This is a genomic window from Mycobacterium sp. 2YAF39, from assembly GCF_052114565.1.
GTDB lineage: Bacteria > Actinomycetota > Actinomycetes > Mycobacteriales > Mycobacteriaceae > Mycobacterium.
This window is the reverse complement of sequence record NZ_JBFREZ010000006.1, coordinates 220,722-246,556: the sequence shown is the minus strand read 5'-3', so window position 1 is coordinate 246,556 and position 25,835 is coordinate 220,722. Positions and strand designations below refer to the sequence as shown.

26 protein-coding genes and 1 tRNA gene are annotated in these 25,835 nt (G+C 67.0%); 14 read left to right on the top strand and 13 right to left on the bottom strand.

Translation table 11 applies throughout. The features are described from left to right. Positions 1 to 3: 3 nt before the first annotated feature. From AB4Z42_RS18910 to ponA2, 5 genes are all read right to left on the bottom strand, one after another. Positions 4 to 1,380 carry an FAD-dependent oxidoreductase gene (locus AB4Z42_RS18910; RefSeq protein ID WP_442010738.1) on the bottom strand — a complete coding sequence of 459 codons (1,377 nt, stop codon included), beginning with the start codon at positions 1,378 to 1,380 and terminating at the stop codon, positions 4 to 6. 107 nt (positions 1,381 to 1,487) lie between these two features. After that, a tRNA-Pro gene (locus tag AB4Z42_RS18905) sits at positions 1,488 to 1,561 on the bottom strand. Positions 1,562 to 1,818: 257 nt separating this feature from the next. After that, positions 1,819 to 2,925, bottom strand: a complete 1,107-nt coding sequence (locus AB4Z42_RS18900; RefSeq protein ID WP_442010737.1) for a PLP-dependent cysteine synthase family protein — start codon at positions 2,923 to 2,925, stop codon at positions 1,819 to 1,821. Then, positions 2,922 to 3,878 (bottom strand): metallophosphoesterase, encoded by a 957-nt coding sequence (locus tag AB4Z42_RS18895; RefSeq protein ID WP_442010736.1) that lies wholly within the window; start codon positions 3,876 to 3,878, stop codon positions 2,922 to 2,924. Before AB4Z42_RS18895 ends, AB4Z42_RS18900 begins: the two co-directional genes overlap by 4 nt. A gap of 74 nt (positions 3,879 to 3,952) precedes the next feature. Further along, complete coding sequence (ponA2, locus tag AB4Z42_RS18890; RefSeq protein WP_442010735.1) at positions 3,953 to 6,436, bottom strand: transglycosylase/D,D-transpeptidase PonA2; 2,484 nt, start codon at positions 6,434 to 6,436, stop codon at positions 3,953 to 3,955. Between the two features lie 298 nt (positions 6,437 to 6,734). Here ponA2 and AB4Z42_RS18885 point away from each other — a divergent pair, with 298 nt between their 5' ends. Next, positions 6,735 to 7,091 carry a WhiB family transcriptional regulator gene (locus tag AB4Z42_RS18885; RefSeq protein ID WP_442010734.1) on the top strand — a complete coding sequence of 119 codons (357 nt, stop codon included), beginning with the start codon at positions 6,735 to 6,737 and terminating at the stop codon, positions 7,089 to 7,091. Here the strand turns inward: AB4Z42_RS18885 and AB4Z42_RS18880 are convergent. Both AB4Z42_RS18880 and AB4Z42_RS18875 read right to left on the bottom strand, forming a co-directional pair. Continuing rightward, entirely contained in the window at positions 7,088 to 8,215 is a 1,128-nt protein-coding gene (locus AB4Z42_RS18880) for an ArsA family ATPase (RefSeq protein ID WP_442010733.1), read from the bottom strand. The two genes, AB4Z42_RS18885 and AB4Z42_RS18880, sit on opposite strands and share 4 nt — an antisense overlap. Before the next feature lie 31 nt (positions 8,216 to 8,246). After that, positions 8,247 to 9,266: an ArsA family ATPase gene (locus tag AB4Z42_RS18875; protein ID WP_442010732.1), complete on the bottom strand. Its 1,020-nt coding sequence runs from the start codon at positions 9,264 to 9,266 to the stop codon at positions 8,247 to 8,249. Positions 9,267 to 9,314: 48 nt separating this feature from the next. Between AB4Z42_RS18875 and AB4Z42_RS18870 the strand changes: the two genes are divergently transcribed. Genes AB4Z42_RS18870 through AB4Z42_RS18860 form a run of 3 tightly spaced genes read left to right on the top strand, consistent with a single transcriptional unit; the run spans position 9,315 to position 10,712 of the window. Beyond that, positions 9,315 to 9,476: a hypothetical protein gene (locus AB4Z42_RS18870; protein ID WP_442010731.1), complete on the top strand. Its 162-nt coding sequence runs from the start codon at positions 9,315 to 9,317 to the stop codon at positions 9,474 to 9,476. Further along, entirely contained in the window at positions 9,473 to 9,928 is a 456-nt protein-coding gene (locus tag AB4Z42_RS18865) for a RidA family protein (protein ID WP_442010730.1), read from the top strand. Before AB4Z42_RS18870 ends, AB4Z42_RS18865 begins: the two co-directional genes overlap by 4 nt. A gap of 7 nt (positions 9,929 to 9,935) precedes the next feature. Further along, positions 9,936 to 10,712, top strand: coding sequence for an MBL fold metallo-hydrolase (locus AB4Z42_RS18860; RefSeq protein ID WP_442010729.1), 777 nt, complete (start codon positions 9,936 to 9,938; stop codon positions 10,710 to 10,712). Here AB4Z42_RS18860 and crp read toward each other — a convergent pair. Together crp and AB4Z42_RS18850 are read right to left on the bottom strand one after the other, a co-directional pair. Beyond that, on the bottom strand, positions 10,709 to 11,383 hold the full coding sequence (gene crp / locus AB4Z42_RS18855) for a cAMP-activated global transcriptional regulator CRP (protein WP_014210546.1): 675 nt from the start codon (positions 11,381 to 11,383) through the stop codon (positions 10,709 to 10,711). The two genes, AB4Z42_RS18860 and crp, sit on opposite strands and share 4 nt — an antisense overlap. 127 nt (positions 11,384 to 11,510) lie before the next feature. Then, entirely contained in the window at positions 11,511 to 11,801 is a 291-nt protein-coding gene (locus AB4Z42_RS18850) for a hypothetical protein (RefSeq protein WP_442010728.1), read from the bottom strand. Between the two features lie 208 nt (positions 11,802 to 12,009). Between AB4Z42_RS18850 and nth the strand changes: the two genes are divergently transcribed. The 4 genes from nth to marP are packed head-to-tail and all read left to right on the top strand — an operon-like array spanning position 12,010 to position 15,345. Next, on the top strand, positions 12,010 to 12,690 hold the full coding sequence (nth, locus tag AB4Z42_RS18845; protein ID WP_442010906.1) for an endonuclease III: 681 nt from the start codon (positions 12,010 to 12,012) through the stop codon (positions 12,688 to 12,690). A 21-nt stretch (positions 12,691 to 12,711) separates the two neighbouring features. Further along, a complete protein-coding gene (locus AB4Z42_RS18840; RefSeq protein ID WP_442010727.1) occupies positions 12,712 to 13,353 on the top strand; it encodes a TlpA family protein disulfide reductase in 642 nt (213 codons plus the stop codon). Between the two features lie 16 nt (positions 13,354 to 13,369). Beyond that, the gene (locus AB4Z42_RS18835) at positions 13,370 to 14,143 is read left to right on the top strand and encodes an NUDIX hydrolase (protein ID WP_442010726.1); all 774 of its coding nucleotides are present in this window, start codon (positions 13,370 to 13,372) and stop codon (positions 14,141 to 14,143) included. A gap of 14 nt (positions 14,144 to 14,157) precedes the next feature. Beyond that, the gene (gene marP, locus AB4Z42_RS18830; RefSeq protein WP_442010725.1) at positions 14,158 to 15,345 is read left to right on the top strand and encodes an acid resistance serine protease MarP; all 1,188 of its coding nucleotides are present in this window, start codon (positions 14,158 to 14,160) and stop codon (positions 15,343 to 15,345) included. Here the strand turns inward: marP and AB4Z42_RS18825 are convergent, their stop codons facing one another. Continuing rightward, a complete protein-coding gene (locus tag AB4Z42_RS18825) occupies positions 15,346 to 16,293 on the bottom strand; it encodes an alpha/beta fold hydrolase (protein WP_442010724.1) in 948 nt (315 codons plus the stop codon). After that, a complete protein-coding gene (locus AB4Z42_RS18820; protein WP_442010905.1) occupies positions 16,293 to 16,820 on the bottom strand; it encodes a phage holin family protein in 528 nt (175 codons plus the stop codon). The genes AB4Z42_RS18825 and AB4Z42_RS18820 overlap by 1 nt, the downstream gene beginning before the upstream one ends. Positions 16,821 to 17,018: 198 nt before the next feature. Between AB4Z42_RS18820 and AB4Z42_RS18815 the strand changes: the two genes are divergently transcribed. Further along, positions 17,019 to 17,672, top strand: a complete 654-nt coding sequence (locus AB4Z42_RS18815; protein ID WP_442010904.1) for a serine protease — start codon at positions 17,019 to 17,021, stop codon at positions 17,670 to 17,672. Here AB4Z42_RS18815 and acs read toward each other — a convergent pair. Then, complete coding sequence (acs, locus tag AB4Z42_RS18810) at positions 17,669 to 19,636, bottom strand: acetate--CoA ligase (RefSeq protein ID WP_442010723.1); 1,968 nt, start codon at positions 19,634 to 19,636, stop codon at positions 17,669 to 17,671. The two genes, AB4Z42_RS18815 and acs, sit on opposite strands and share 4 nt — an antisense overlap. 126 nt (positions 19,637 to 19,762) lie before the next feature. On the opposite strand from acs, the gene AB4Z42_RS18805 reads away from it, so the two are divergent. Beyond that, positions 19,763 to 20,548 (top strand): oxidoreductase, encoded by a 786-nt coding sequence (locus tag AB4Z42_RS18805; protein WP_442010722.1) that lies wholly within the window; start codon positions 19,763 to 19,765, stop codon positions 20,546 to 20,548. A 349-nt stretch (positions 20,549 to 20,897) separates the two neighbouring features. Here AB4Z42_RS18805 and AB4Z42_RS18800 read toward each other — a convergent pair whose 3' ends face one another. Then, positions 20,898 to 21,755 (bottom strand): HAD-IB family hydrolase, encoded by an 858-nt coding sequence (locus tag AB4Z42_RS18800; protein WP_442010903.1) that lies wholly within the window; start codon positions 21,753 to 21,755, stop codon positions 20,898 to 20,900. A gap of 473 nt (positions 21,756 to 22,228) precedes the next feature. On the opposite strand from AB4Z42_RS18800, the gene ssd reads away from it, so the two are divergent. From ssd to AB4Z42_RS18780, 4 genes are read left to right on the top strand one after another with little or no spacing between them, the layout of a single operon-like run. Beyond that, the gene (ssd, locus tag AB4Z42_RS18795) at positions 22,229 to 23,299 is read left to right on the top strand and encodes a septum site-determining protein Ssd (protein ID WP_442010721.1); all 1,071 of its coding nucleotides are present in this window, start codon (positions 22,229 to 22,231) and stop codon (positions 23,297 to 23,299) included. After that, positions 23,296 to 24,462: a TadA family conjugal transfer-associated ATPase gene (locus AB4Z42_RS18790; RefSeq protein WP_442010720.1), complete on the top strand. Its 1,167-nt coding sequence runs from the start codon at positions 23,296 to 23,298 to the stop codon at positions 24,460 to 24,462. The genes ssd and AB4Z42_RS18790 overlap by 4 nt, the downstream gene beginning before the upstream one ends. Further along, the gene (locus AB4Z42_RS18785) at positions 24,459 to 25,253 is read left to right on the top strand and encodes a type II secretion system F family protein (RefSeq protein ID WP_442010719.1); all 795 of its coding nucleotides are present in this window, start codon (positions 24,459 to 24,461) and stop codon (positions 25,251 to 25,253) included. Before AB4Z42_RS18790 ends, AB4Z42_RS18785 begins: the two co-directional genes overlap by 4 nt. Continuing rightward, the gene (locus tag AB4Z42_RS18780; protein ID WP_442010718.1) at positions 25,250 to 25,834 is read left to right on the top strand and encodes a type II secretion system F family protein; all 585 of its coding nucleotides are present in this window, start codon (positions 25,250 to 25,252) and stop codon (positions 25,832 to 25,834) included. Before AB4Z42_RS18785 ends, AB4Z42_RS18780 begins: the two co-directional genes overlap by 4 nt. The last annotated feature ends 1 nt before the right edge of the window (position 25,835 follow it).

Here is a 25,835-nt window from a genome sequence, read left to right as displayed (position 1 = left end):
TGTCTAGATTCCCGGGCCCACGCCGGTCAAACCACCAGTGGTTGCCTTGGGGCGACTGCCGATAACGCGGCGCAACACGGAAGGACGCAGCAGGGCGGTGATGATCCGGTCAAGGAGCTGGATCGTCCGGTAGATCGTTTCGGCGACCACCACGTCGGTCGTCGCTGCGCCGTAGACCCTGTCCATGCCGAGGCCGACCAGTTTCTGCAGGTGCAACCGCCAGTCGTCGGAGGGGATGACCGTGAAGTCGAAGAATCTGTTGCCCCACCAAATCGGTGACAACTTCCTGGCCGAGGCGCGAAAGAAACGGTGACTCAGGCGATCGCCACCGGTGGCCAGGCACTTCTGCAACGCTCTCGCCTGGAATGCCGCCGACGTCATCCCCTGACCGAAGACAGGATTGAAGCTGCAGATGGCGTCGCCCATCACGAGGTAGCCCTGCGGAAACCTCTTGAGTTTGTGATAGCGGCGCCAGGTACTGGCGGGGTACCGCTGCACGGACACCTCGCCGATCGCCTCTCCGGCGCGCAGTGCTGCCGCGACGTGCGGGGGCAGGAACTTCTCCGCCGAATCGAGAAGCTCAGGCAGGTCGGTGGCTGTTCTATGGCCGGCCAGTCCGATCATCGTGACGATCACCGTGCTGTTCTCGTTGGCCATGAGGCCGGCACCGACTGGGCGGTCCAGCGTCGGAAAGTCGAGGACGACCTTCTCGGGAAGGGTTCCGGGCAGCACCCGGAAGAATTGGCTCGAGTAGCTCAGCTGCACCGAGTAGCGGCGTTCGGCCGGCCGCCGGTAACCGTGGGCTTCCAGGAACGCCGGTGTGCGGGCGGAGCGGCCGGTGGCGTCGACGACCAAATCGCTTGTCAGCACCCGTTCCTGGCCCGTGGTGCGCTCGACCGCCCGTGCCCCCGTGACGTGGCCGGCGGTGTCGATGACCGGTTCCAAGACGTCGTGTCCGTCCATGAACGTGACGTTGGGGATCGACCGGACCCGCTGCCGGATCGTCGCCTCGAGCAAAGGTCGACTCGCGAAGAGCAACACCATGTCATCGGACCGGGTGAATCGCCCGGTTCGGCAGAAGACGCCGCCGTTGACGCTCATATGGAAATCAGCAGGGTCATCCGGTCTCTCGAGAACCACCGCCCCGGCGGTCTCGAGCTCGTCCAGAACATCCGGGAACAACTCGATGAGGAACCGCGTACCCGCGCTCAGCATCATGTGGAGGTGGTGGCCTTGCGACACCCCGCGTCGCTGAAAGACACCGTCGGGTAACTCATCACGTTCGACCACCGTGACGGATTCATAGAAATCCGCGAGCACCCTTGCGGCGAGTAGGCCGGCGAAACTGGCTCCGCAGACCACAGCGTGCCCGTTGCGCATGTCGCCCGGCCCTCCTGCGCCTGTGCCCGAAAGCTTCAGCACATACTGACACGGAAAAAGGCCCCGACCAGAAGAACTGGAAAGGGCCTCTCACCTGTTGACTTGAGTCGGGGTGGCGGGATTTGAACCCACGACCTCTTCGTCCCGAACGAAGCACGCTACCAAGCTGCGCCACACCCCGAGTGAAGCCACGACAGCCTATCGCACCGGCAGGACTGGGCACCAAACGGCGACGACCCGCGCTTGAGGCGCACATCACGACACGCCGAGGGATGCATCTGGCTTGTCGGTGGCGTTATGCACACTGACGGTAGAAACCGATTAAGTGAGGCGAGAAATGACCGGTCTCGGAGCTTCCATATATCTGGGATTCTTTGCACTCGCTGCGCTGTGGCTCTTCCTGACCTCCGACGGGCCGCTTACCGGCCGGTCCGACGATCAGGGCCAGCGCCCGGAGCGTTCGAATTCGACCAGGACCTCGGTCCACGCCGCGGGCTCCAGCCCGTGGCTGGTCAGCCACTCTTCGCAGAAGTAGGTGTCCGCATAGCGGTCGCCGCTGTCGGCGAGCAGAGTGACCACTGAGCCGCTGCGTCCTTCGGCGACCATTTCCGCAAGCACCCCGAACGCCCCCCACAGATTTGTCCCGGTCGACGGCCCGACCCGCCGTCCCAGCACCGAACTCATGTGCCACGCGGCCGCGACGGACGCCGAGTCCGGCACGACCACCATTCGATCCACCACCCCCGGCAGGAACGACGGCTCGACACGCGGTCGGCCGATGCCCTCGATTCGCGACGACAATCCCGTCACGACGTCGCCGCGCCCCTGTGCGTAGGAGGGGAAGAACGCGGAGTTCTCGGGATCGACGACGCACAGCCGGGTCGCGTGGCGGCGGTAGCGGATGAACCGGCCGAGTGTCGCACTGGTGCCGCCGGTGCCCGCTCCGACCACGATCCATTCCGGCACCGGGTGAGTCTCCGCGCGCATCTGCTCGAATATCGATTCGGCGATGTTGTTGTTTCCGCGCCAGTCGGTGGCGCGTTCGGCATTGGTGAACTGGTCGAGGTAGTGGCCACCCGTCTCCGCAGCCAGCCGCTCGGCCTCGGAATACACCTGCGACGACTCTGCGACGAAATGGCAACGGCCGCCTTGTGATTCGATCAGCGCGATCTTGCTCGCGCTCGTCGAGCTGGGCATCACCGCGATGAACTGAACACCCAGCAGGGCCGCGAAATACGCTTCCGACACCGCCGTCGAACCCGATGACGCCTCGATGACCGTGGTGTTCTCGTCGATCCATCCGTTGCACAGCGCGTACAGGAACAGCGACCGCGCCAGCCGGTGCTTGAGGCTGCCGGTGATGTGGGTCGTCTCGTCCTTGAGATAGAGCTCGACGTTGACGGTGTCGCACCAGGCGGCAGGCAGCGGATACCGCAGCAGATGCGTGTCGGCACTACGGCGCGCGTCGGCCTCGATCAGACGGACCGCGTTGTCCACCCACGCACGTGGCTGGCTACGGGTTGCAGATGATGCCTGCTCGCTCACCGCACCGAAACGCTCGGATGGGACTGACCCTCCCGGATGCCTTCGTAACTGCCGCCGATCGGGGCGGCGACCAGCGTCAGCAAGGTGGCCTCGGGGCGGCAGCAGAGCCGCACGGGTGCATACGGTGATGTCCCGATGCCCGCGGAAACGTGCAGCTGCGTGTGCGCGCCCCAGCGCGAGGCGCCCTTGGCCCGCGACCGGTCCAGGCCGCAGTTGGTGACCACGGCTCCGTAGAACGGCAGGCACAGCTGGCCGCCGTGGGTGTGGCCGGCCATGATCAGCTGATAGCCGTCGGCGGCGAAGCGGTCGAGCACGCGCGGCTCGGGTGAATGGGTCAGCCCCAGCCTCAGGTTCACCGCAGGGTTCGCCGGACCGGCGATCGTCTCGTAGCGGTCGCGCTTGAGGTGCGGGTCGTCGACGCCGGCGGCGGCGATCAGCAGACCGCCGACCTCGAACTCGCGCCGGGTGTGGGTCATGTCCAGCCAGCCGCGTTCGGTGAACGCCGCGCGGAGGTCCTGCCAGGGCAATGGCTCCCCGTGGAGGCGGCGTTGCGGATTCGTCACGTAGTTCAGCGGGTTCTTGGGCCGTGGACCGAAGTAGTCGTTGCTGCCGAACACGAACACCCCGGGCACCGAGAGCAGGTCGCCGAGTGCCTGAACGACCGCGGGGACAGCTTTGGGGTGCGAGAGATTGTCCCCGGTGTTGACGACGAAGTCCGGCTGCAGTCGGGCCAGCTCGCGCAGCCAGTCCTGCTTGCGGCGCTGCTGGGGGCGCATGTGGAGGTCGCTGATGTGCAGCACCTTCAACGGGGACGATCCCGGTGAGAGGACCGGCATCGTCACTTCGCGCACGGCAAACGCATTCCGCTCGATCAGCGATGCGTAGCCGACCCCGGCGACCAGCGAACCGGCCGTGACGACTGCGGATTTCTTCAGGATCGAAGAGGCGGGCATGCTGGAGAGCTTACTGCCAGCCAGCCGTTGCGACCGATTTCACGCGGGTCAGCGTGGGCCAAACCACAGCGCGATCACGGCGGCGGTGGTGGAGGCGGAAACCCTGGCGGCGGTGGTGGCGGGGGCGGCGGCGGCGGCCCGAGGACCGGCACTGTGATGGGCGGCAGCCCCGGAATCAGGACCACTGTCGACCCGACCGGCGCAGGAACGCCCGGGGGAGCGCCCGGCGGTGGTGGAGGGGGTGGCGGCGGGACGCCGTTGGAGATCTGGATCGTGATGATCGACCCGGGCACCGTCTGCCCGGCCGGCGATGTGCCCACCACCGCGCCGTACGGGGCGGTGCTGTTCACCGGCGTCGACTCGTTGGCGACCTGGAAGCCGGCGTCGCGCAGCCGCTGACGTGCGGTGCTCTCGTTGAGACCCGAAACGCTGGGCACCTTCGAACCGGGCGCACCGTCGACGTAGCGCGGATCGGTCGGCGGCAGCGAGACATCGCCGAAGAGGGTGGCGATCGGTTTCATCGCGGTGAACCACGTCCGGGCCGGCTCGTTGCCGCCGAACAGGTTGCCGTCACCGCCGCACTGCCGCAGCGGAAACGAGCACAGCGCGCCCGGTGCGGTCGAGTCGTCGTAGATGTAGTTGGCGGCGGCGTAATGGTTGGTGAAACCGACGAAGCTGGAGGAGCGGCTGGCCTCGGTGGTGCCGGTCTTGCCCGACATCGGCAGGTCCCAGCCAACCGATCCGGCCGACCCCGCCGCGGTGCCGCCGCCGGTGTCGTCCTTGCTCATCGCGTTGGCGAGCGTGTTGGCCAGGCCCTCGGGGACCACCTGTTCACATGTCTCGGTGGTGACCGAAACCGGCTTGCCGTCGCGGTCGATCACCTCCGCGATCGGGTTCGGCGGGCACCACATGCCGCCCGAAGCCAGCGTCGCCGCGACATTCGACAACTCCAGCGCGTTGACCTCGATCGGGCCCAGCGTGAACGAGCCGAGGTTCTGCCGTTTGACGAAGTCGGCGAGGCTCTCATTGCTGTCCGGGTCGTAGTCGCGGGCGGTTCCCGGCAGCGCGTAGGACCGCAGGCCGAGCTTGACCGCCATGTCGACCGTGCGTTGCACCCCTACCTGCGAAATCAGCTTCGCGAAGGCGGTGTTCGGCGACGTGGCCAGCGCGTCGGTAACGCTCATGGAGCCGCGATAGTTGCCCGCGTTCTGCACACACCATGTCGCGGGTGGGCAGCCCCTGGCGCCACCGCTGCCCAGCCCCTTGGCCTGGAACCGCGCCGGCGCGTCCAGCTGCGCGTTGATGCCCATCCCCATGTCCATCGCGGCGGCCGTGGTGAAGATCTTGAACACCGAACCCGCCCCGTCGCCGACGAGTGAGAAGGGTTGAGGCTGCATGGTCTCCCCGGCCTCGAGATTCAGGCCGTAGTTGCGGTTACTGGCCATCGCCAGCACCGGATGGGACTCCTTGCCCGGTTTGATCACGCTCATCACGCTGGCGACGCCGTCGAGGTCGGGGCTGGCGATCTCGTTGACCGCCGACTTCACCGGAGCCTGCACATCGGGATCGAGGGTCGTCTTGATCATGTAGCCGCCCCTGGCGACCTGGTCCTTGCTGATCCCGGCGCGCGCCAGGTATTCGAGCACGTAGTCACAGAAGAACGCGCGGTCACCGGCGGCGATGCAGCCACGCGGCAACTCCTTGGGCTGCGGCAGGACGCCCAGCGGCGTTTCCTTGGCTGCCCGCAACGCTGCCGCTTCTTCGGGAATATTCTCGATCATGGTGTCCAGCACCACGTTTCGACGGGCCAGCGCGCCCTCGGGGTTGGTGTACGGATTCAGTGTGCTGGTGGACTGCACCATGCCCGCCAGCAGTGCCGCCTGCTCCCAGTTCAACTCGGAGGCATTGACACCGAAATACGTCTGCGCGGCGTCCTGCACGCCGAATGCGCCGTTGCCGAACGAGACGAGATTCAGGTAGCGCGTCAGGATCTCCGGCTTGGTGAACGTTTTGTCCAGCGTCAGGGCCATCCGGATTTCGCGGAGTTTGCGGGCCGGCGTGGTCTCGATGGCCGCGCGCTTCTCCGCGTCGGTCTGGGCGATCACCAGCAATTGGTAGTTCTTGACGTACTGCTGCTCGAGCGTGGACCCGCCGCGGGTGTCGAGGTTTCCGGACAGATAACCCGAAAGGCCGGTGAGCGTGCCCTGCCAGTCCACGCCGTTGTGCTCGGCGAACCGCTTGTCCTCGATGGACACGATCGCCAGCTTCATGGTGTTGGCGATCTGATCGCTGGGCACCTCGAATCGGCGCTGGGTGTACAGCCACGCGATGACGTTGCCCTTGGCGTCGACCATCGTCGAGACCTGCGGCACTTCACCCTCGACCAACTGGGCAGAACCGTTGGCCACCACGTCGGATGCCCGGTTAGAGATCAGGCCGAATCCGCCGACCACGGGAAACATCAATGCCGCGAGGACAACGCTGGCCAGCACACAGCACCACGCGAGCTTGATCACCGCGACCGCCGGTGGCGGCGGGGACGGCGGGGAGTCCGGCATGCGTACAGAGTAACGAGAGGTTTCAGCTGGCAAAATTGGCGGATTCGAACGGTCGATTGCTGGGTACCACAAGGCCGTCGACCTGCGGCCGCGTCAATTTTCCCCACTGACGGCACGGTCGTCCCAAAAAAGTGGGCACGTACGTATTGCGCAGAAGCGCCCTGACCACTTAAGTTGTCCTGACAGTGCGATGCAGGTCACACTAGACCGGTGCACAGTGACGTAGATCGCAATAGCGCGAGCTACACCAGGGTGAGTACGCCGTCGTCGGGGGGCGGCCGGAACGAAGGGGAACGCTGTGTCCGGTATTAGGCCCGCTGCGCGAAGGACAAGCATGACCGCTACTGCCCCCAGTGTCGTCCAAGGCGCCGAGGCTGAGGCACGCATCGCATGGGTTTCACAAGCACGCTGCCGCCAGGCTGACCCCGATGAACTGTTTGTACGCGGGGCCGCACAGCGCAAAGCCGCAGTGATCTGCCGGCACTGCCCGGTGATCCTGGAATGCGGCGCCGACGCCCTCGACAACCGGGTGGAGTTCGGCGTGTGGGGAGGCATGACCGAGCGTCAGCGTCGTGCCCTGCTCAAGCAGCACCCCGAGGTCGTCTCCTGGGCAGATTTCTTCGCCGCCCAGCGCAAGCACCGCAGCGCTGTTTAAGCCGCGGTTTCGCCGGTGATCTGATCGGCGATCGCCTTCAACGCATCCAGATCGGATACGTCGAACGGCAATGACGGCACACCCACGATCGCCACATGTGGATTGGCGCCGGTGAAGCGAGACAGCAGCCGGATCTCCCGCTTGGACCTACCGGCGCGGTCGGAGTGAATCTGCAGCACCGCCGCGGGCACTGAGTCAGGATCCGCGGCCGCCAGGGCTGCCGAGGCCTCGTCTGCCTTGTCGGCATTCAGCGACGAAAGCATCGGATGGGTGCGGTTGAGGATCAGCCCGGACAGCGGCATGTGCTCCTGTGAGAGCCGGTCGATGAAGAACGATGCCTCACGCAGCGCATCGGGTTCGGCTGCGGACACCACGACGAACTGGGTGCCGCGCCGCTTCAGCAGTTCGTAGGTGCGGTCGGCCTTCTCCCGGAACCCACCGAACGTGGCGTCGAGCGACTGCACGAAAGCCGCTGCGTCGCCGAGCATCTGAGAGCCCAGCACCGTCGACAGTGCCCGCATCGCCAGACCCATCGCGCCCGTCACCAGCTTGCCGATGCCGCGACCGGGTCCAAGTAGCAGCTTCCAGAGCCGGCTGTCCATGAAGCCGCCCAACCGTTTTGGAGCATCGAGGAAGTCAAGTGCATTGCGGGACGGGGGAGTGTCGACGACGACGAGGTCCCACCGGTCCTCGGCGAGCAGTTGGCCGAGCTTCTCCATCGCCATGTATTCCTGAGTGCCTGCCAACGACGTCGCGACGGTTTGATAGAACTGGTTGTCCAAAATCTCTTGTGCGCGATCAGGTCCCGAATACTGGACCACCATCTCGTCGAAGGTGCGGCGCATGTCGAGCATCATCGCGTACAGCTCACCGCTGACCTCAGGGGCCAGCGGCACCCGCTGCGGCGTATTGCCCAGATCCTTGATGCCGAGCGCCTGGGCCAGCCGCTTGGCGGGGTCGATGGTCAGCACCACGACGGTGCGGCCGTATTCGGCGGCGCGTAACGCCATCGCCGCGGCAGTGGTGGTCTTACCGACACCGCCTGCGCCGCAACACACTATGACGCGGTTGGAAGTGTCGGACAGGATCGAGGCCATGTCCAGCGCGGGTGGTGTGGTACTCATCTACTTCTCCTGGTTGGTCCGATTCGCAAGCTCATCGGACGCCCTGATGGGCGAGCGCTTCGGCGAGTTCGTAGAGGCTGCCCAGATCCACGCCGTCGGAGATCTGCGGCAACTGCAGACGTGCGACGTCGAGCTCATCGAGCTGCTCGGCGCTCTCAGAGCGAGCCTTGATCCGGGTGGCGTGCTGAATCGTCTCGGTCAGCAATCCGGCGAAATCGGTATCGGACAACGTGATTCCCGCATCGCTCAACCCGGCGCGCACGGCGTCGGCGTCGATCACGCCCTCTGCGGCCTTGGTCAGGTCGTCGGGAGGAAGGTACGAGGGGATGTTGCGGTTGACGATGACACTGCCGATCGGCAGGCCCAACTCCTGAAGTTCGTCGATGGCTTCCAGCGTCTCCTGGATCGGCAGCGCCTCGAGCAGGGTCACCAGGTGGATTGCGGTGAGATCGGAGTGCAGCACCTTCACGACGCTTTCGGCCTGCGAATGCACCGGGCCGCCCTTCGCCAGTTGCGAGACCGCTTTGGTGACGTCGAGGAACCGGGCGATGCGGCCGGTCGGCGGCGAGTCCACGACGATCGCGTCGTAGACCGGGTGCTTACCCTTCTCGGCGCGGGTCACGATTTCGCGGATCTTGCCGGTCAGGAGCACGTCACGCAGGCCGGGGGCGATCGTCGTCGCGAACTCGACCGCCCCGATCCGCCGCATGGCACGGCCGGCGATACCGAGGTTGTAGAACATGTCGAGGTACTCGAGGAACGCCGCCTCGGTGTCGATTGCCAGCGCGTTGACGGTCCCGCCACCGTCTGCGGTGGCGATCTTGACCTCCTCGTAGGGCAGCGGCGGCACGTCGAACAGCTGCGCAATGCCTTGCCGCCCTTCGACTTCCACCAACAGCACCCTGCGGCCACCGGCCGCGAGGGCCAGCGCTAGTGCCGCGGCGATGGTCGACTTTCCGGTTCCGCCCTTGCCGGTGACGAAGTGCAGCCGCGCCTTGGTCAGGCGGGACGGCCAACCGACCGCGCTGCGGTCGTCAGAGGTGGTGCCCACCCGTGCATGCTAACCAAGTGCCGTTCGCTGCCCGATAAGCTCAGCCACATGAGCGAACCGACCCGCTGGGAGTACGCCACCGTTCCGCTGCTTACGCATGCGACCAAACAGATCCTTGACCAGTGGGGAGAAGACGGCTGGGAGCTGGTGTCGGTGCTCGTGGGGCCGACCGGCGAGCAGCACGTCGCCTATCTGAAGCGGCCTAAGTGAGTGTCTCGGCCAAGCTCGCCGAGCTGGGCATAGAGCTGCCCGACGTCGTCCCGCCGCTGGCGGCCTACGTGCCTGCGGTTCGCTCAGGCAATCTGGTCTACACCGCAGGCCAGCTGCCCATGGAGGCGGGAAGTCTGATCCGAACCGGCAAGGTGGGTGCCGAGGTCACGCCCGAGGACGGCAAGGCGCTGGCGCGGGTGTGCGCGCTCAATGCCCTCGCTGCGGTCCACTCGCTGGTCGGCATTGATTCGGTCACCCGGGTCGTCAAGGTGGTGGGCTTCGTCGCGTCCGCGCCCGGCTTCAACGGACAACCCGGCGTGATCAACGGTGCGTCGCAGCTGTTCGGTGACGTGTTCGGCGACGCCGGGGCGCATGCCCGCTCGGCGGTCGGAGTCTCCGAACTGCCGTTGGATGCGCCGGTCGAGGTCGAAGTGATCGTCGAGGTCGCGTGAGGTTCGCGTGACGCTGGAGCACCCCGCGTACAAGAAACTCCGTCGTGTGACGGAGACCGCGTCGGTGCTGCTGTGCGACAACCCCGGACTGCTGACGCTCGAGGGCACGAACACCTGGGTGCTTCAGGGGCCCGGCAGCGACGAGATCGTGATCGTCGACCCCGGTCCGGACGAGGACGAACACATCGAACTGATCGCTGGGCTGGGGAAGATCCCGCTGGTGCTGATCAGCCACAAGCACGAGGACCACACCGGCGCCATCGACAAGCTCGTCGAGCGCACCGGCGCGGTGGTCCGGTCGGTCGGCAGCGGCTTCCTGCGGGGCCTCGGCGGGCCGTTGTCCGACGGCGAGGTCATCGACGCGGCCGGTCTGCGCATCACGGTGATGGCCACGCCAGGGCATACCGCCGACTCGGTGTCGTTCCTGCTCGACGATGCGGTGCTGACCGCAGACACGGTGCTCGGCCGCGGTACGACCGTCATCGACAAGGAGGACGGCAGCCTGCGGCAGTACCTGGAATCGCTGCAAAGGTTGCGCGGTGTCGGACATCGGACGGTCCTCCCGGGTCACGGCCCGGATCTCGGCGACCTGGAAGCGGTCAGCGACATGTACCTGGCGCATCGGGAGGAGCGACTCGATCAGGTGCGGGCGGCGCTGCGCGAACTGGGCGACGATGCGACTGCGCGACAGATCGTCGAGCACGTGTACACAGACGTCGATGAAAAACTCTGGGACGCAGCGGAATGGAGCGTCCAGGCCCAGGTCGACTACTTACGTTCCTAGCGGGCGCGCCGAGCCAACCGCTCGCTGTCGGAGATGAGAACGCTCTTGCCCTCCAGGCGGATCCAGCCGCGGTGCGCGAAGTCGGCGAGCGCCTTGTTGACGGTCTCGCGCGATGCGCCGACGAGCTGGGCGATCTCCTCCTGCGTCAGGTCGTGCGTGACGCGCAGTGCGCCGCCCTCCTGAGTACCGAAGCGTTGAGCCAGCTGCAGCAGCTGCTTGGCCACACGGCCGGGCACATCGGTGAAGATCAGGTCGGCCAGGTTGTTGTTGGTGCGCCGAAGCCGGCGGGCCAGAACCCGCAGCAACTGCTCAGCGATCTCGGGGCGGTCGGCGATCCACGCCCGCAGTGCGTCGCGGTCCATCGACACGGCGCGCACATCGGTGATCGTGGTCGCGCTCGACGTCCGTGGGCCCGGGTCGAAGATCGACAGCTCGCCGAACATGTCCGACGGGCCCATGATCGTGAGCAGGTTCTCGCGGCCGTCCGGTGAGCGGCGGCCGATCTTCACCTTGCCGGAAACGATGATGTAGAGCCGATCGCCGGGTTCGCCTTCTGCGAATACGGTGTGCCCACGTGGGAAGTCGACGGGCTGCAATTGTTTGGTCAGCGCTGAAACGGCGCTGGGTTCGACTCCCTGGAAGATTCCGGCCCTCGCCAGGATCTCGTCCACGTTGCCCCTCTTAAGCTGTTGGCTGATATGACATTCGCAGGCCGACCTCTATTGGTTAGCGAGATCAGTCTAGAGGTAGGTCTGGCCGACGTTGTTGGCATTTAGCCTTCAGCGTGACCTGCCCACGCTACACACGATTCGGTTGCCGGGTCCGCTGAAATTCAGGATTCATCGCGCTCTGCACGTATACGCGCGCCGGCAAACCCGCGGTATCTGTGGGCGTGGTTGGGCCGTCGGGAATTGACCCGTGCCCGTGCAGGCGTCGATTCTGGCGGGCCAGGGCGCGGCTCATGCCGTCTCGCGCAAGTGTGTTGACGTCGTCGGCCTCGGCTTGTTCGAGAAACGTCGCCACGTCGCTCGCCGACACCGTGTCGCGGGACAGGCCCGTCTCGAGACGCTCGAGCGCGAAGGTTGCCATCATCAGCAACCCCGGAATGAGCGCCACGAGCAACCAAGACACAAGGCAGAAGTAAACACGGCCAAGGTCTCAGCGGGATTACGAATTGTCACCGGTCCGCACCGTCTCTGTCGGGGCCGCTGCGTACGCTGTTTTTGTGACCGTGCCCAAGCGTGCCCGCAAGAGAGACGGTGAGACCCGGCTCGGTCTCGTACGTCGGGCACGGCGAATGAATCGCGAGCTGGCACAGGCATTTCCACATGTGTATTGCGAGCTGGACTTCACGAATCCACTTGAGTTGACCGTCGCCACCATTCTGTCCGCCCAGAGCACCGACAAAGGGGTCAACCTCGCCACCCCCGCGCTGTTCAAGAAGTACCGCACGGCACTGGACTACGCGCAGGCCGACCGCACCGAGCTAGAGGAACTGGTCCGGCGCACCGGGTTTTACCGAAACAAGGCCAACTCCCTGATGCGGTTGGGGGCCGAGCTCGTGGCACGGTTCGACGGACAGGTGCCAGCGACACTCGAAGAGCTCGTCACGCTGCCCGGCGTCGGTCGCAAGACCGCCAACGTCATCCTGGGAAACGCGTTCGGAATTCCCGGTATCACCGTCGACACCCACTTCGGCAGGCTCGTCCGGCGCTGGCACTGGACCACAGAAGAGGACCCGGTGAAGGTCGAGCACGCGATCGGTGAACTCATCGAGCGCAGTGAATGGACCGACCTGAGCCATCGGGTGATCTTTCACGGCCGCCGCGTCTGCCACGCGCGCAAGCCCGCCTGCGGTGTCTGCGTGCTCGCCAAGGACTGCCCGTCGTTCGGCACCGGCCCGACCGACCCCCTGCTCGCGGCGCCATTGGTCAAAGGGCCCGAAACCGAACACCTGCTGGCGCTGGCCGGCCTCTAGGCCACCCTCCCCGCCACACCGATGCGTACCTCGACCCGTTGGACCATTGCGGTGGTGGTCGTGGTGGTCGCCCTCATTGCGGCCCTGTGGACTCAGCTGGGCGGAGATGCCTCCCAGCCCGGCTCGATCGGCAACGGCGCACCACGCGAGCGACGTGACGCGGACACCGCCGAGGCCCTGGCGGGACCTCGTGCCCGCGCCGACCTGGCGCCATGCCCGGCTCCCGGCGCGGGGGACGGCCCCGGCGCATTGCGCGGCATCGTTCTGGAATGCGTCGGTGACGGGTCCAGCGTCGATGTCGCGAAGGCCGTCGCAGGCCGGACGGTGGTGCTGAACCTGTGGGCCTACTGGTGCGCGCCGTGCGCCCGCGAACTCCCGGCGATGGCCGAATACCAACGGCGGGCCGGTACCGCCGTGACGGTGCTGACGGTGCATCAGGACGAGAACGAAACGGCGGCCCTGCTGCGGCTGACCGAGCTGGGCGTACACCTGCCGACACTGCAGGACGGCCGGCGTCGGATCGCGGCGGCGCTGAAGGTTCCCAACGTCATGCCAGCGACCGTTCTGCTGCGTCCGGACGGTAGCGTGGCCGCAATCCTGCCTGCGGCGTTCACCGACGCCGACGAGATTGCGGCCGCGGTAAAGCAGCGGATCGGCCCGTAGACGACGAGGAGCCCGGGTGAGTTGGGTCAGCGACGGCAGTGAGCTCGCTCCTGATGGCGCCCCACCGTGGCTCAAGCCGCTGGTAGACAACGCCAAGGACATCAAGCGCGCCTATCGGAGGCGGGTCCCGCCCGAGGTGCTGGCGATGGTGACCGCGGCGAACACCAAGGCGACCGTCACCGGAAAAGGACGCGATGCCGCGGTGCTGGTGTTGTTCTCCGGCCCGCCGGACCCCAAACCCGGAAGCGGCCCCGGTGAGGCCGACCTGCTGGTGACGGTGCGCGCGTCCACCCTGCGCCACCACGCAGGGCAGGCCGCGTTCCCGGGGGGAGCGGCCGATCCCGGCGATACCGGCCCGGTACACACCGCCCTGCGGGAGGCCACCGAGGAGACCGGGATCGACGCCGGACGGTTGCAGCCGCTGGCCACCCTCGAACGGCTGTTCATCCCGCCATCGGGTTTCCACGTGGTGCCGGTGCTCGCGTACTCACCCGATCCAGGGCCCGTCGAGGTGGTCGACGAGGCCGAAACAGCGGTCGTCGCCCGCGTCCCCGTGCGCGCTTTCGTCAATCCCGAGAACCGAATCATGGTTTACCGCAAGGAGAACACCCGCCGCTTCGCCGGACCCGCGTTCCTGCTCAACGAGATGTTGGTGTGGGGGTTCACCGGGCAGGTGATTTCGGCGATGCTCGATGTCGCCGGCTGGGCGCAGCCGTGGAACACCGACGACATCCGGGAACTGGACGACGCAATGGCGCTTGTCGGAACTGACGACGACGGTGCCCGTTAGGGTAGGGCCCAACCATGACATCGTCGCAGTGGCTCGACCTCGCCGTACTCGCTGTCGCCCTGATCGCCGCCATCTCGGGATGGCGGTCGGGCGCGCTGGGTTCGCTGCTGTCCTTCGTCGGTGTGGTCCTGGGCGCGGTCGCCGGTGTGCTGCTGGCCCCGCACGTCGTCGCCAACATCGACGGTCCCCGCACCAAACTGTTCGTGACGTTGTTCCTGATCCTCGCGCTGGTGGTCGTCGGTGAGATCGCGGGCGTGGTGCTGGGGCGCGCGGTGCGCGGTGCGATCCGCAACCCCGGGGTGCGGACGCTGGACTCGACGATCGGAGTGGCGCTGCAGATCGTCGCGGTGCTGGTCGCCGCGTGGATGCTCACCTACCCGTTGCAGACCTCAGATCAGCCCAACCTGGCTGCGGCGGTGCGCGGTTCGGTGGTGCTCAAAGAAGTCGACGACGTCGCGCCCCCATGGCTGAGGTCGGTCCCCAGACGGCTGTCGGCGCTGCTCGACACATCGGGGTTGCCGGACGTGCTGCAACCGTTCGGACGCACCCCGATCGTCGCCGTCGACGCCCCCGACGCCGCACTGGCCGCCGACCCTGCCGTCGCCGCGGCGCGGCCGAGCGTGGTGAAGATCCGCGGCGTCGCACCCGGATGCCAGAAGGTGCTGGAAGGCACCGGATTCGTCGTCGCGCCCAACCGGGTGATGTCGAACGCACACGTCGTCGCGGGTGCGGAAAGCGCCACCGTCGAGGTCGACGGAAGGACATACGACGCAACCGTCGTGTCCTACGACCCACAGGCCGACATCTCGATACTCGACGTGCCCGACCTGTCCGCCCCGGCGCTGCAGTTCGCCCAGGGTGAGGCAGCCACCGGAACCGATGCGGTCGTGATGGGCTATCCGGGCGGTGGCGATTTCGCAGCGACGCCTGCACGTATCCGCGAGACCATCGAACTCAACGGTCCTGACATCTATCGCAGCACCACTGTCACGCGGCAGGTGTACACCATAAGAGGTAGTGTGCGACAAGGGAATTCGGGCGGTCCGATGATCGACCGCAGCGGCCAGGTGCTCGGTGTGGTCTTCGGCGCGGCGGTCGACGATGCGGACACCGGCTTCGTCCTGACCGCCGAGGAGGTCGCGCGTCAGCTCGACAAGCTCGGCAACACGCAGCAGGTGCCCACCGGCGCCTGCGTCACCTGATCAGGACCCGTACGCCTGCGCGACGAAGCGCGACAACTGGTCGTTGACCGCGTCCGGAGCTTCCTCGTGGCCGAAATGTCCTGCGCCGGCGATGGATACGTAGCGGCCGTGCGGCGCATAGTTTTGCGTCCGGTACACGGGGTCGGCAAGCACATACGGGTCGGCGTCACCGCGAAGGTGTAACACGGGCACGTTGATCGGGCGACGCATCGAGCGCATGAACCGCCTGCCCTCCCCTCGGAACTGGCTGCGCACGGCCCAGCGCTGATACTCCAGCGCCGAGTGCGCAGCACCGGGGATCTGGATCGCCCGCCGCATGTAGGAGATCGTCTCGGAGAAGTCTTCGGAGGCAAGCCATTTCCCGGTCGATCGGCTGCGGACCAGCCGTTCGAGCTCCGCGGCGCCGTGACGTGTCAAGGATCGTTCGGGAAACATCGGGACCTGATAGCGCAGCATCCACGGCAACAGCGCCAGGCCCTGGTCGCGACGTGTCAACGCCGAGGCGCGTAGTGCGATCGGATGCGGCGAGCTGACGACCGCGATGGCCCGGACCACGCGCGGATGCAGCACCGCGGTCGCCCAGCAGACCAGTCCGCCGTCGGCATGACCCACCAGTGCCGCGGCGTTGTGGCCGAGCGCCCGAACCAGCCCGGCTGTGTCGCCGGCCAGGGTCCAGCCGTCGTACCCACGCGGCGGCTTGTCGCTGCCGCCGTAACCGCGCAGATCGACAGCCACCACCCGGGCGCCGGTCAGGCCCCGCAGCTGATGCCGCCATGACCACCAGAACGATCCGAAACCGTGCAGGAGGATGACCAGGGGCCGGTCCGTGACAGGGGTGGACGAGTCCTGGGACTGCGCCTCCACCACATGGAAGCGAATTCCGTTGGCGTGCACCTCGAGATGACGCCACGGACCGTCGATCCGAACGACCGACGGGTCAGGTCGCATTACCAGCCTGAGGGATCAGAGGTCGAGGCCGGCTTTCCCGCTTTACCTTCGCCGGTCGACTCGAGCGCCACGGCCTTGTCATGGCCCGGTGTCAGCGCCTCCGGGAGTTCCCTGACCGATTCGATGGTCTTCTGCGGCCCCCTGATCCGCCGCACCTTGAGCCAGCCGAGCAGCGCGAAGATCACGGTCACCACGACCATGACGCCGAACACGATCAGGAACGCCGCCCACCGCCACAACCAGGTGTCGAGCAGCTCAGCGGCGAAGAAGAAGAAAAAGAAGGTGGAGTAGAACAGCACCACCAGGGCGAGGATGAAGTAGACGCTGCCGGTGAGGCCCTTCTTCACGTCGCGGGTGATCTCGGCCTTCGCCAGCTCCACCTCGGCGCGCACCAGCGTGGACACCTGCGCGGTCGCGTCCTTGACCAGATCGCCGATGGAGGGGTCGGGTTTGGGGGCGTGCGGGTCGACCAGAGGTATCGAGGTCACGGTGGTCGGCACGCCATTCCTGCGATCGCTCACTGACAGTTCCTCCCCGCGTGAATATCGGTCGGAGTTCATGTTGCCATGTGGGGGGCGGCTAAACGATTCCGGCCGATCGTTAGACTGACAAGATCGAATGGAACGCAGGTCGGGCGACTCGAGGAGGTTTTTCACTTGAAGAGCAGCGCTCGCTGCCTGCGCATTCCAGTGATCATCGCGGCGTTGGTTGCCGCGTTCATTTCGATGTCCGCGCCTGCTCACGCCCAGGATCCCGTCACACTGGGCGGCGGTTCGGGTCTGATCATCAACGGCGACCACGGGGAGATGTTGTGCACTCTCACCGCGATCGGCAATGACAACCGCGGAAACCTGATCGGATTCACGTCGGCGCACTGCGGCGGGCCGGGTGCCCAGGTGGGCGCAGAGGCGGTGCCGAAGGCCGGTCCGCTCGGCACGATGGTCGCGGGCAATGAGGCGCTGGACTACGCGGTCATCCAGTTCGACCCGCAGAAGGTGCGCCCCGTCAACAACATCGACGGATTCCAGATCGACGGACTCGGCCCTGACCCGGCGCCCGGCGACATCGCGTGCAAACAGGGCCGCAGCACGGGTTACTCGTGCGGCATCACGTGGGGCCCGGGCAAAGACCCCGGCACATTCATCAACCAGGTGTGTGGTCAGCCGGGAGACTCCGGCGCCCCGGTGACGGTCAACAACCGGCTGGTCGGCATGATCCACGGCGCGTTCTCCGAGGAACTGCCCACCTGTGTGGTCAAGTACATCCCGCTGCACACCCCGGCGGTGAACATGTCGTTCAACACGCAACTGGCCGACATCGTCGCCAAGAACCGGCCCGGCTCCGGCTTCGTCCCGATCGGCGCCGCTCCCGCCGCCTAACTGTTGCCGGCGCGGATCGCCTCAAACACGCCGGGGTCCACCAGAGTTGACGTGTCACCGAGTTCGCGGCCTTCGGCGACATCGCGCAGCAGCCGGCGCATGATCTTGCCGCTGCGGGTCTTCGGTAGTTCGGGCACGACGTGAATCTCCCGCGGCCTGGCGATCTTGCCGATCTCCTTAGCGACCTGCTCGCGAAGTTCGGCGGCAATGTCGTCGTCGTCGCGATGCTTGGCATGCGATTCGAGGATGACGAATGCGCAGATGCCCTGACCGGTCGTCTCGTCGGAGGCCCCGACGACGGCCGCCTCGGCGACATGGGAGTGACCGACCAGTGCCGACTCGACTTCGGTGGTCGAGATCCGGTGTCCCGAAACGTTCATCACGTCGTCGATACGGCCCAACAGCCAGATAGAACCGTCGGTGTCGACGCGTGCGCCGTCGCCCGCGAAGTACCAGCCCTGCTTCTCGTATCGCGACCAGTACGTCTCCTTGTACCGCTCCGGATCGCCCCAGATGCCGCGAAGCATCGATGGCCACGGTTGGTCGAGCACGAGGTAACCCGTCACGTGCTCGGCCTCGTCGGCGCCGGGCACCAGCTCGTTGCCCTCCTCGTCGACGATGATCGCCGAGATGCCGGGAAGCGGCTGCATCGCCGAGCCGGGCTTGGTCTCGGTGACACCAGGAAGCGGGGAGATCATGATCGCGCCGGTCTCGGTCTGCCACCAGGTATCTACGATCGGAGTTCTGTTGCCGCCGAACGCATCCCGGTACCAGCGCCACGCTTCCGGGTTGATCGGCTCGCCGACCGAGCCGAGCAGACGCAAGCTAGACAGATCGTGGGCGTCGGGGTACTCGCGGCCCCACTTCATGAACATGCGGACCAGCGTCGGCGCCGTGTAATAGATGGTGACACCGTACTTTTCGATGATCTCGAAGTGCCGATGCTCATTGGGGGACGCCGGGGTGCCCTCGTAGACGACCTGCGTCGCGCCGTTGGACAGCGGTCCGTAGACGATGTAGGTGTGGCCGGTGACCCAGCCGATGTCCGCGGTGCACCAGTACACGTCGGTCTCGGGTTTGAGGTCGAAGACGTAGTTGTGCGTGAACGATGTCTGGGCCAGGTATCCGCCCGACGTGTGCATGATGCCCTTGGGCTTACCGGTGGTTCCCGATGTGTACAGCAGAAACAGCGGGTGTTCGGAGTCGAACGCCTCCGGTGTGTGCTCGGGTGATGCCGGTTCGACGGTGTCGTGCCACCACAGGTCGCGACCTTCGGTCCACGGTGTGTCAATCCCGGTGCGGCGCACCACAAGTACGTGTTCGACGGACTTCTGGCCTTCGCAGGCCTCATCCACCGACTCCTTCAGTGAGACCGCCTCGCCACGACGGAACTGCCCGTCGCTGGTGATCACCAGTTTGGCTTCGGCGTCCTCGATGCGGGCGGCCAGCGCGGTTGCGGAAAAACCGGCGAACACGACCGAGTGCATGATGCCAAGTCGCGCGCACGCCAGCATCGAGACGATCGCCTCGGGCAGCATCGGCATGTAGATCGCGACCCGGTCGCCCGCGACGAGACCCAATTCGGTGAGCGCGTTGGCGGCCTTGCACACGTCGGCCTGCAACTGCTCGTACGTGATGTCCCTGGTGTCGTCGACCGGCTCGCCCTGCCAGTGGATCGCCACCCGGTCGCCGTTGCCCGCCTCGACGTGGCGGTCGACGCAGTTGTAGGCGACGTTGAGCTTGCCGCCGACGAACCACTTCGCGAACGGCGCCTCCGACCAGTCCAGTACGTCTGTGAACGGGGTGTCCCAGGACAGGCGCTCGGCCTGCTTCGCCCAAAACGCCAGCCGGTCGGATTCGGCTTCGCGGTACATCTCCTCGGTCGCATTGGCCTGCGCGGCGAACTCCTCGGAGGGGGGATAGACGGACGGAACGTCGGTGTGCTTCGTCGAGGTGCCAGTCATATCTGTGAGCGTAGTCACCGAGGCCGATGATCAGAACGGCAAGTCACAGGCCGCTCCGCAGGCGGCGCGTGGTGCGGGCCGAACGTCGTGGCTGACGGGTCCAGCGGTCGACTAGCGTGTGCTGCCGTGACCGCCGCTCCCGACCCGCTGGCTCCACTGGCCCGGTTGCCAGGCGTGGCCGAGGCGTGTGCTGAAGCCTCCGACGCGCTGGGACGTGCGCATCGGCATCGCGACAATCTGCGCGGGTGGCCGGCGAACGCGGCCGAGGCGGCACTGCGGGCCGCGCGGGCATCCTCGGTCCTGGACGGTGGTCCCCTGCAGTTGTCCGAGTCAGGCCCAGATCCGATCCTCGCCGGTGCATTGCGGGTATCGGAAGCGCTTGAGGGCGGGGCGACGTCGTTGATCGGGGTGTGGCAGCGGGCCCCGCTGCAAGCCATCGCGAGGCTGCATGCGCTGGCGGCAGCCGATATCGCCGAGGACGAGGGGCTGGGCCGGCCGCGCGCGGATGCGGGCGTCGGCCGCCGGTTAGAGCTACTGGCGGACGTGGTGACCGGCGGCAGCCGGGGAGTGCCCGCGCCAGTGCTCGCCGCGGTCGTGCACGGTGAACTCCTGACGCTGGCCCCGTTCGGCACCGCCGACGGAGTGGTTGCCCGGGCGGTTTCGCGGTTGGTGACGATCGCGAGCGGATTGGACCCGCACGGACTCGGTGTGCCCGAGGTGTACTGGATGCGCCAGTCCGGCGACTACCGTGCGGCCGCGCGGGGCTTCTCGTCGGGCACACCCGACGGCCTCACCGCCTGGATCCTGCTGAGTTGCCGTGCGCTTCACGCCGGTGCACGGGAGGCGCTGGGCATCGCCGCCGGCCACGGGGAAGGCTCCCAGCAAAGTAAAGCGGGCGACGTTCCGAATTAATTCGGCTCGCCGCCCGCTAGCACGGACTCCGGTTACCATGCGTGCTCTTGTGGGTTGCGTGGGTGACCTCGGCGTCTTGTCGGTGCGCTTCGACTGCAACCCCACCCAAGGGGCCGTCGTGGCCGTCCGCTATCGCAATTACGCAGGCCCGCAACACTTTTGCCTATTCCGCGGCATGTGCTCCGCGTGGGTGCCGGGTTCCGTGCTGGGGAGCCTGGTTCGGGAGAACCGAGCCTTCTCTTCCGGCTCGGCCTTGGCCTTCCCAAGCTTCCGTGATTCCTTTGTACTCCGTGACCGGGGTCACAGCAAGGGGCAAATTCCGCGCGTCGCCAGATCGTTACGAGCCGGATCAGAACGCGAAGCGCCGCAACAACGAGTAGGTGAGCGCGCCGGCGGCCAAAGCGCTGATGCCGACCGCGGCGGTAGTTGCCATGGCGGCTCCGGAGGGCGCCGGAATGCGGTCGCGCAACGACACCGGCCTGGAGAACGTCAGCACCGGCCAACCCCGGCCCGCCGCTTCTTTGCGCAGCGTGCGATCCGGGTTTACCACGGTCGGGTGTCCGACCACCTCGAGCATGGGCAGATCGGTGACCGAGTCGGAGTAGGCGTAGCAGTGCTCGAGCGCGTATCCCTCGCGTGCGGCGAGTGCGCGAATCGCCTCCACCTTGCCCTCGCCGAAGCAGTAGAAGGCGATCTCTCCGGTGTACTTGCCGTCGTCCACGACCATCTGGGTTGCCATCGCGTGGGTGGCCCCGAGCGCACGGGCGATCGGAGCGACAATCTCCTCGCCAGAGGCCGAAACCACGACCACATCGCGCCCGCACAGCTTGTGGTCGGCGATGAGTTCGGCCGCCTCGGCGAACACGAGTGGATTGACGATGTCATGCAGGGTTTCGCCGACGATCGACTTCACCTGCTCGACATCCCACCCCGTGGCCATGTTGGTCAGATAGGAGCGCATCCGATCCATCTGATCGTGATCGGCGCCCGACATCAGGAAGAGAAATTGTGCGTAGGCGGACTTCAAAACGGTCCGACGATTGATTAGCCCTTGATCGAAGAAAGGTTTGCTGAAAGCCAATGTGCTCGATTTGGCGATGACCGTTTTATCAAGATCAAAGAAGGCGGCTGTCCGGACCGGACGATTTGCCCGCGGCGTAGTTTGCGGAGCACTGGACCCCTCTGCCCCGGGGTGCGATGCGGCCACAGCACCAGCATAGGGGCGGCGGGGTGACACGAGGCGAGAGACGCTTCGAATTGACAGCGCACGACACGTGTCGGTGACTGCATTTTTCCTGCTCTACCGGTGCTTTCAATCACACGTGGCTCTTGCGCCAATCCATAGCCGCGTGTGTATAGTGAGAATCACTCGGCTTATGCTGAGTGTGCATCAGCCCGACCCCCCGGGGCTGATACACGACGACCTCCGCCTCCTCCCCCCCTGGCGGGGGTCGTCCCTTTTTCGGGGGGAGTCTTCGTCTTACGGATATGCCTTCTTTTGGCAAGCCTGTTCCTTCCTCTCTCCAGCGTTCGCCTTTCGGATAGGTCGCCCGAAACGCGGTGGTTGCGGAATCTGATTTTCGTTGCGCGCACCCGCCCGGCTATCCCCATATCGGAGTTCATCCACAGAGCGGCTCGCGACGATGGCGCAGTGTCTGCGACGCCGCGCATGGTGAGCCCATGGGATCTGCCGCCGGAACTCTCGTCCTGATCGGCGACGCCGAGCTGCGCGACGATGTCGATCGCATCAGCGCCGCGGCCGGCGTCCATGTCGTGCACGCGGCCGAACCGTCCGGCCGCAAGGTGTGGACGGGCGCGGTCGCCGTCCTGCTCGACCGCGATGCGGCCCACCGGTGTGCGCAGCGGGCCCTTCCGCGGCGCGGCGGCGTCTTCCTCGTCTCGCAGGCGCAGCCCGGCCCCGCCGACTTCCAGGCGGCCATCGCGGTCGGGGCGCAACAGGTGCTCACCCTTCCCGCCCAAGACGCTGAACTCATGGCTGAACTTTCCGAGGCGGCCGAAGCAGCTATGCAGGACGGTCCGCGCGGCGCGGTTGTCGCCGTCATCGCGGGGCGCGGCGGGGCGGGCGCGTCGATATTCGCGGCGGCGTTGGCGCAGACGGCTTCGGACGCCGGCGATGCGCTGCTGATCGATGCGGACCCGTGGAGCGGCGGCATCGACCTGCTGCTCGGTATCGAAGCCGACTCCGGGCTGCGCTGGCCGGATCTGATGCTGCAGGGCGGACGACTGAACTACACGGCGTTGCGTGATGCACTTCCGCGGTACCGCGGCGTGTCAGTGCTGTCGGGTGGTCGCGGTGGCGATATCGACGCCACACCCCTTGGCGCTGTGGTCGACGCGGGTAGTCGCGGTGGCGCAACGGTGGTGTGCGATGTGCCGAGACGCTCGACCGCCGCCGCCGAAACCGCGCTCGAATCGGCTGATCTCGTGCTCGTGCTGGCTCCCGCCGACGTGCGTTCCTGCGCGGCCGCCGAAGGCGTTGCGCGCTGGGTGTCGACCGTCAACCCCAACGCGGGCGTCGTGGTGCGAGGCCCTGCACCGGGAGGCTTGCGGCCGGCCGACGTGTCTGAGATCGTGGGTCTTCCGCTGCTTGCCTCGATGCGACCGCAGGCCGGTATCGCCGAGAGCCTCGAACGTGGGGGTCTGCGGTTGCGCCGTCGGTCCCCACTCGCCGGCGCCGCTCGCCGGGTGATGTCGGTGCTCCAGCAGCACCCGGTGGTGAGCGCGGCATGAGTGCATCGCTGATCGAACGCGTCCGTGAGCGATTGGCCGCCGAGTCGACACCGCTGCGCCCGACTGCCGTCGCCGCTGCGATCCGTGCCGAGTCCGGCGGGCTGCTGGGGGACGCCGAGGTACTCAGCGGACTGCGGGTGCTCCAGACCGAACTCACCGGTGCAGGCGTGCTGGACCCGCTGCTGCGGGCGGACGGCACCACCGATGTCCTGGTCACCGCGCCCGACTCGGTGTGGGTCGACGACGGCAACGGGTTGCGCCGCACGTCGATTCGGTTCTCCGACGACGACGCAGTGCGGCGGCTGGCGCAGCGACTGGCGCTGTCGGCCGGTCGACGGCTGGACGAGGCACAGCCCTGGGTCGACGGCCAGCTGACCGGGTTGGGAAGCGGGCAGTGCACCGTCCGCCTGCACGCTGTGCTGTCGCCGATCGCGCCCGCTGGCACGTGCCTGTCGCTACGGGTGCTGCGTCCGGCCACCCAGGACCTGGCCGCCCTGATGCGGACGGGAACCATCGAGGCGCCTGCGGCGGGGCTGCTCGACGACATCATCGCCGCGCGGCTGGCGTTCCTGGTCTCCGGCGGCACCGGTGCCGGGAAGACGACTTTGTTGGCGGCGATCCTGGGCGAGGTTCCGGTGCACGAGCGCATCGTCTGTGTGGAGGACGCCGCCGAGCTGGAACCCGCACATCCGCACCTGGTGAAGCTCGTCGCGAGGTGCGCCAACGTCGAGGGCGTCGGTGAGGTCACCGTGCGCGACTTGGTCAAGCAGGCATTGCGGATGAGACCGGATCGGATCGTGGTCGGTGAGGTGCGTGGCGCCGAGGTGGTCGACCTGCTCGCCGCACTCAACACCGGGCACGACGGCGGGGCGGGCACCCTGCACGCGAACAGTCCGGCCGAGGTGCCTGCCCGGCTCGAAGCTCTTGCCGCGGTCGGTGGCCTCGACCGAGGTGCATTGCACAGTCAGCTCGCGGCGGCCGTACAGGTGCTCATCCACGTCAGCCGCGATCACGACGGCAGGCGGCGGCTCAGCGAGATCGCGGTGCTCAGCGCGGCAGGCGACGGCCGAGTGCGCGCAGAGACCGCTTGGCGCACCGGAAGCGGGTTCGATTGCGGGGCTGAGCAATTGCGCAGACTTGTGCGTGAGCGGCGGTCGGGATGACCGTTGCTGCAGTGGCATTGGCTCTCGCCCTGATGACGGCCGAGCGTCCCGGGCGCCGCCTTCGTGCGCGCGGACCCGCTCATCGAAGGGTCTCGGCAGTCCTCCCCAGCGCCTGGGCTGTGGTCCCGGTCGTGGCGCTTGCTGTCGTGTTGGCTGTGACCACCTCGGTCGCGGTCGTTGCCGCCGCGACCATGGTCGGCGCGACTTTCGAGGTTCGTCGGAGGAGCCGGCGGCGGCGCCGGGTCCGTACTGCCGAAGCAGTCGCGCTGCGCGGCGCGCTGGACACCCTGGTCGGGGAATTGCGCGTCGGAGCGCACCCCGTCTCCGCGTTCGGTGTCGCCGCCGATGAGGCCGACGGTGTCGTCGCCGCGGCCCTGCGGACCATCGCGGCGCGAGCCCGGCTGGGCGCCGACGTCGCCGCGGGCATCCTTGGCGTGGCGCACCGCTCATCGATGCCCGGGCAGTGGGAGCGGCTCGCGGTGTGTTGGCAGCTCGCGCAGACCCACGGCCTTGCCATCGGGACGCTGATGCAGACCGCGCAGCGCGATCTGGTTGAGCGGGAACGATTCTCGTCCCGAGTCGATGCCGGAATGGCGGGAGCGCGCGCCACAGCCGCGGTGCTGGCGGGCCTTCCCGGCGTCGGAGTCGGGCTCGGCCAGCTGATCGGTGCTGATCCGTTGGACTTTCTGCTGTCGGCGGGATTCGGTGAATGGCTATTGGTCATCGGGGTGCTGCTCGCGTGCACCGGACTGCTGTGGTGCGACCGAATCACCAGCGGGGTAATGAAATGATCTGGGCTGCAGTGCTGTTGGCCGCTGCGATGCTATTGGGTACCGACAGATCGCGAGCGCGGGTCCATGCGAGGACGCTGGGACTGCGGGCCGAAGTGCGGCCGGCAGGATCTGCCGTCTCCGCCGCGGACCCTCTCGCCGTCGCGTCGACTCTGGAGGTGCTGGCCGCGTGCCTGCGCTCGGGAATGGCTGTGTCAACGGCGGCAGCGGCGACGGCGCCGTCCGCGCCCCCGGAGCTAGCGCGAATCTTGACCCGTGCCGCGGACCTGCTCGCGCTCGGCGCCGATCCGGCGTCGGCATGGTCGGATGCCACTCACCATGTGAGTGGCGAGGCCGAGGCCCTGCTGCGTCTGGCGCGGCGGTCGGCGTCCTCGGGCGCCGCTCTCGCGCAGGGAGTCGCCGAGTTGGCCACGCAGGCCCGCGACGGCGCCGCGGACGCAGCTCGTGCCGCTGCCGAACGGGCGTCGGTCCTGATCGCGGGTCCGCTGGGGCTGTGCTACCTGCCGGCGTTCGTGTGCCTGGGCATCGTCCCGGTCGTCGCGGGGCTGGCAGGTGATGTTTTGCGTTCTGGTGTGTTCTGAC

Excerpts from the sequence above, each read along its gene's own strand:
- AB4Z42_RS18910 (WP_442010738.1), bottom strand. The coding sequence starts at position 1,380 with ATGCGCAACGGGCACGCTGTGGTCTGCGGAGCCAGTTTCGCCGGCCTA.
- AB4Z42_RS18870 (WP_442010731.1), top strand. The coding sequence starts at position 9,315 with ATGAGCGAACCGACCCGCTGGGAGTACGCCACCGTTCCGCTGCTTACG.
- AB4Z42_RS18880 (WP_442010733.1), bottom strand. The coding sequence starts at position 8,215 with ATGAGTACCACACCACCCGCGCTGGACATGGCCTCGATCCTGTCCGAC.
- ssd (WP_442010721.1), top strand. The coding sequence starts at position 22,229 with ATGGGATCTGCCGCCGGAACTCTCGTCCTGATCGGCGACGCCGAGCTG.
- ponA2 (WP_442010735.1), bottom strand. The coding sequence starts at position 6,436 with ATGCCGGACTCCCCGCCGTCCCCGCCGCCACCGGCGGTCGCGGTGATC.
- AB4Z42_RS18850 (WP_442010728.1), bottom strand. The coding sequence starts at position 11,801 with ATGGCAACCTTCGCGCTCGAGCGTCTCGAGACGGGCCTGTCCCGCGAC.
- marP (WP_442010725.1), top strand. The coding sequence starts at position 14,158 with ATGACATCGTCGCAGTGGCTCGACCTCGCCGTACTCGCTGTCGCCCTG.
- acs (WP_442010723.1), bottom strand. The coding sequence starts at position 19,636 with ATGACTGGCACCTCGACGAAGCACACCGACGTTCCGTCCGTCTATCCC.
- nth (WP_442010906.1), top strand. The coding sequence starts at position 12,010 with ATGAATCGCGAGCTGGCACAGGCATTTCCACATGTGTATTGCGAGCTG.
- AB4Z42_RS18780 (WP_442010718.1), top strand. The coding sequence starts at position 25,250 with ATGATCTGGGCTGCAGTGCTGTTGGCCGCTGCGATGCTATTGGGTACC.
- AB4Z42_RS18815 (WP_442010904.1), top strand. The coding sequence starts at position 17,019 with ATGTCCGCGCCTGCTCACGCCCAGGATCCCGTCACACTGGGCGGCGGT.
- AB4Z42_RS18785 (WP_442010719.1), top strand. The coding sequence starts at position 24,459 with ATGACCGTTGCTGCAGTGGCATTGGCTCTCGCCCTGATGACGGCCGAG.
- AB4Z42_RS18825 (WP_442010724.1), bottom strand. The coding sequence starts at position 16,293 with ATGCGACCTGACCCGTCGGTCGTTCGGATCGACGGTCCGTGGCGTCAT.
- AB4Z42_RS18895 (WP_442010736.1), bottom strand. The coding sequence starts at position 3,878 with ATGCCCGCCTCTTCGATCCTGAAGAAATCCGCAGTCGTCACGGCCGGT.
- AB4Z42_RS18840 (WP_442010727.1), top strand. The coding sequence starts at position 12,712 with ATGCGTACCTCGACCCGTTGGACCATTGCGGTGGTGGTCGTGGTGGTC.
- AB4Z42_RS18790 (WP_442010720.1), top strand. The coding sequence starts at position 23,296 with ATGAGTGCATCGCTGATCGAACGCGTCCGTGAGCGATTGGCCGCCGAG.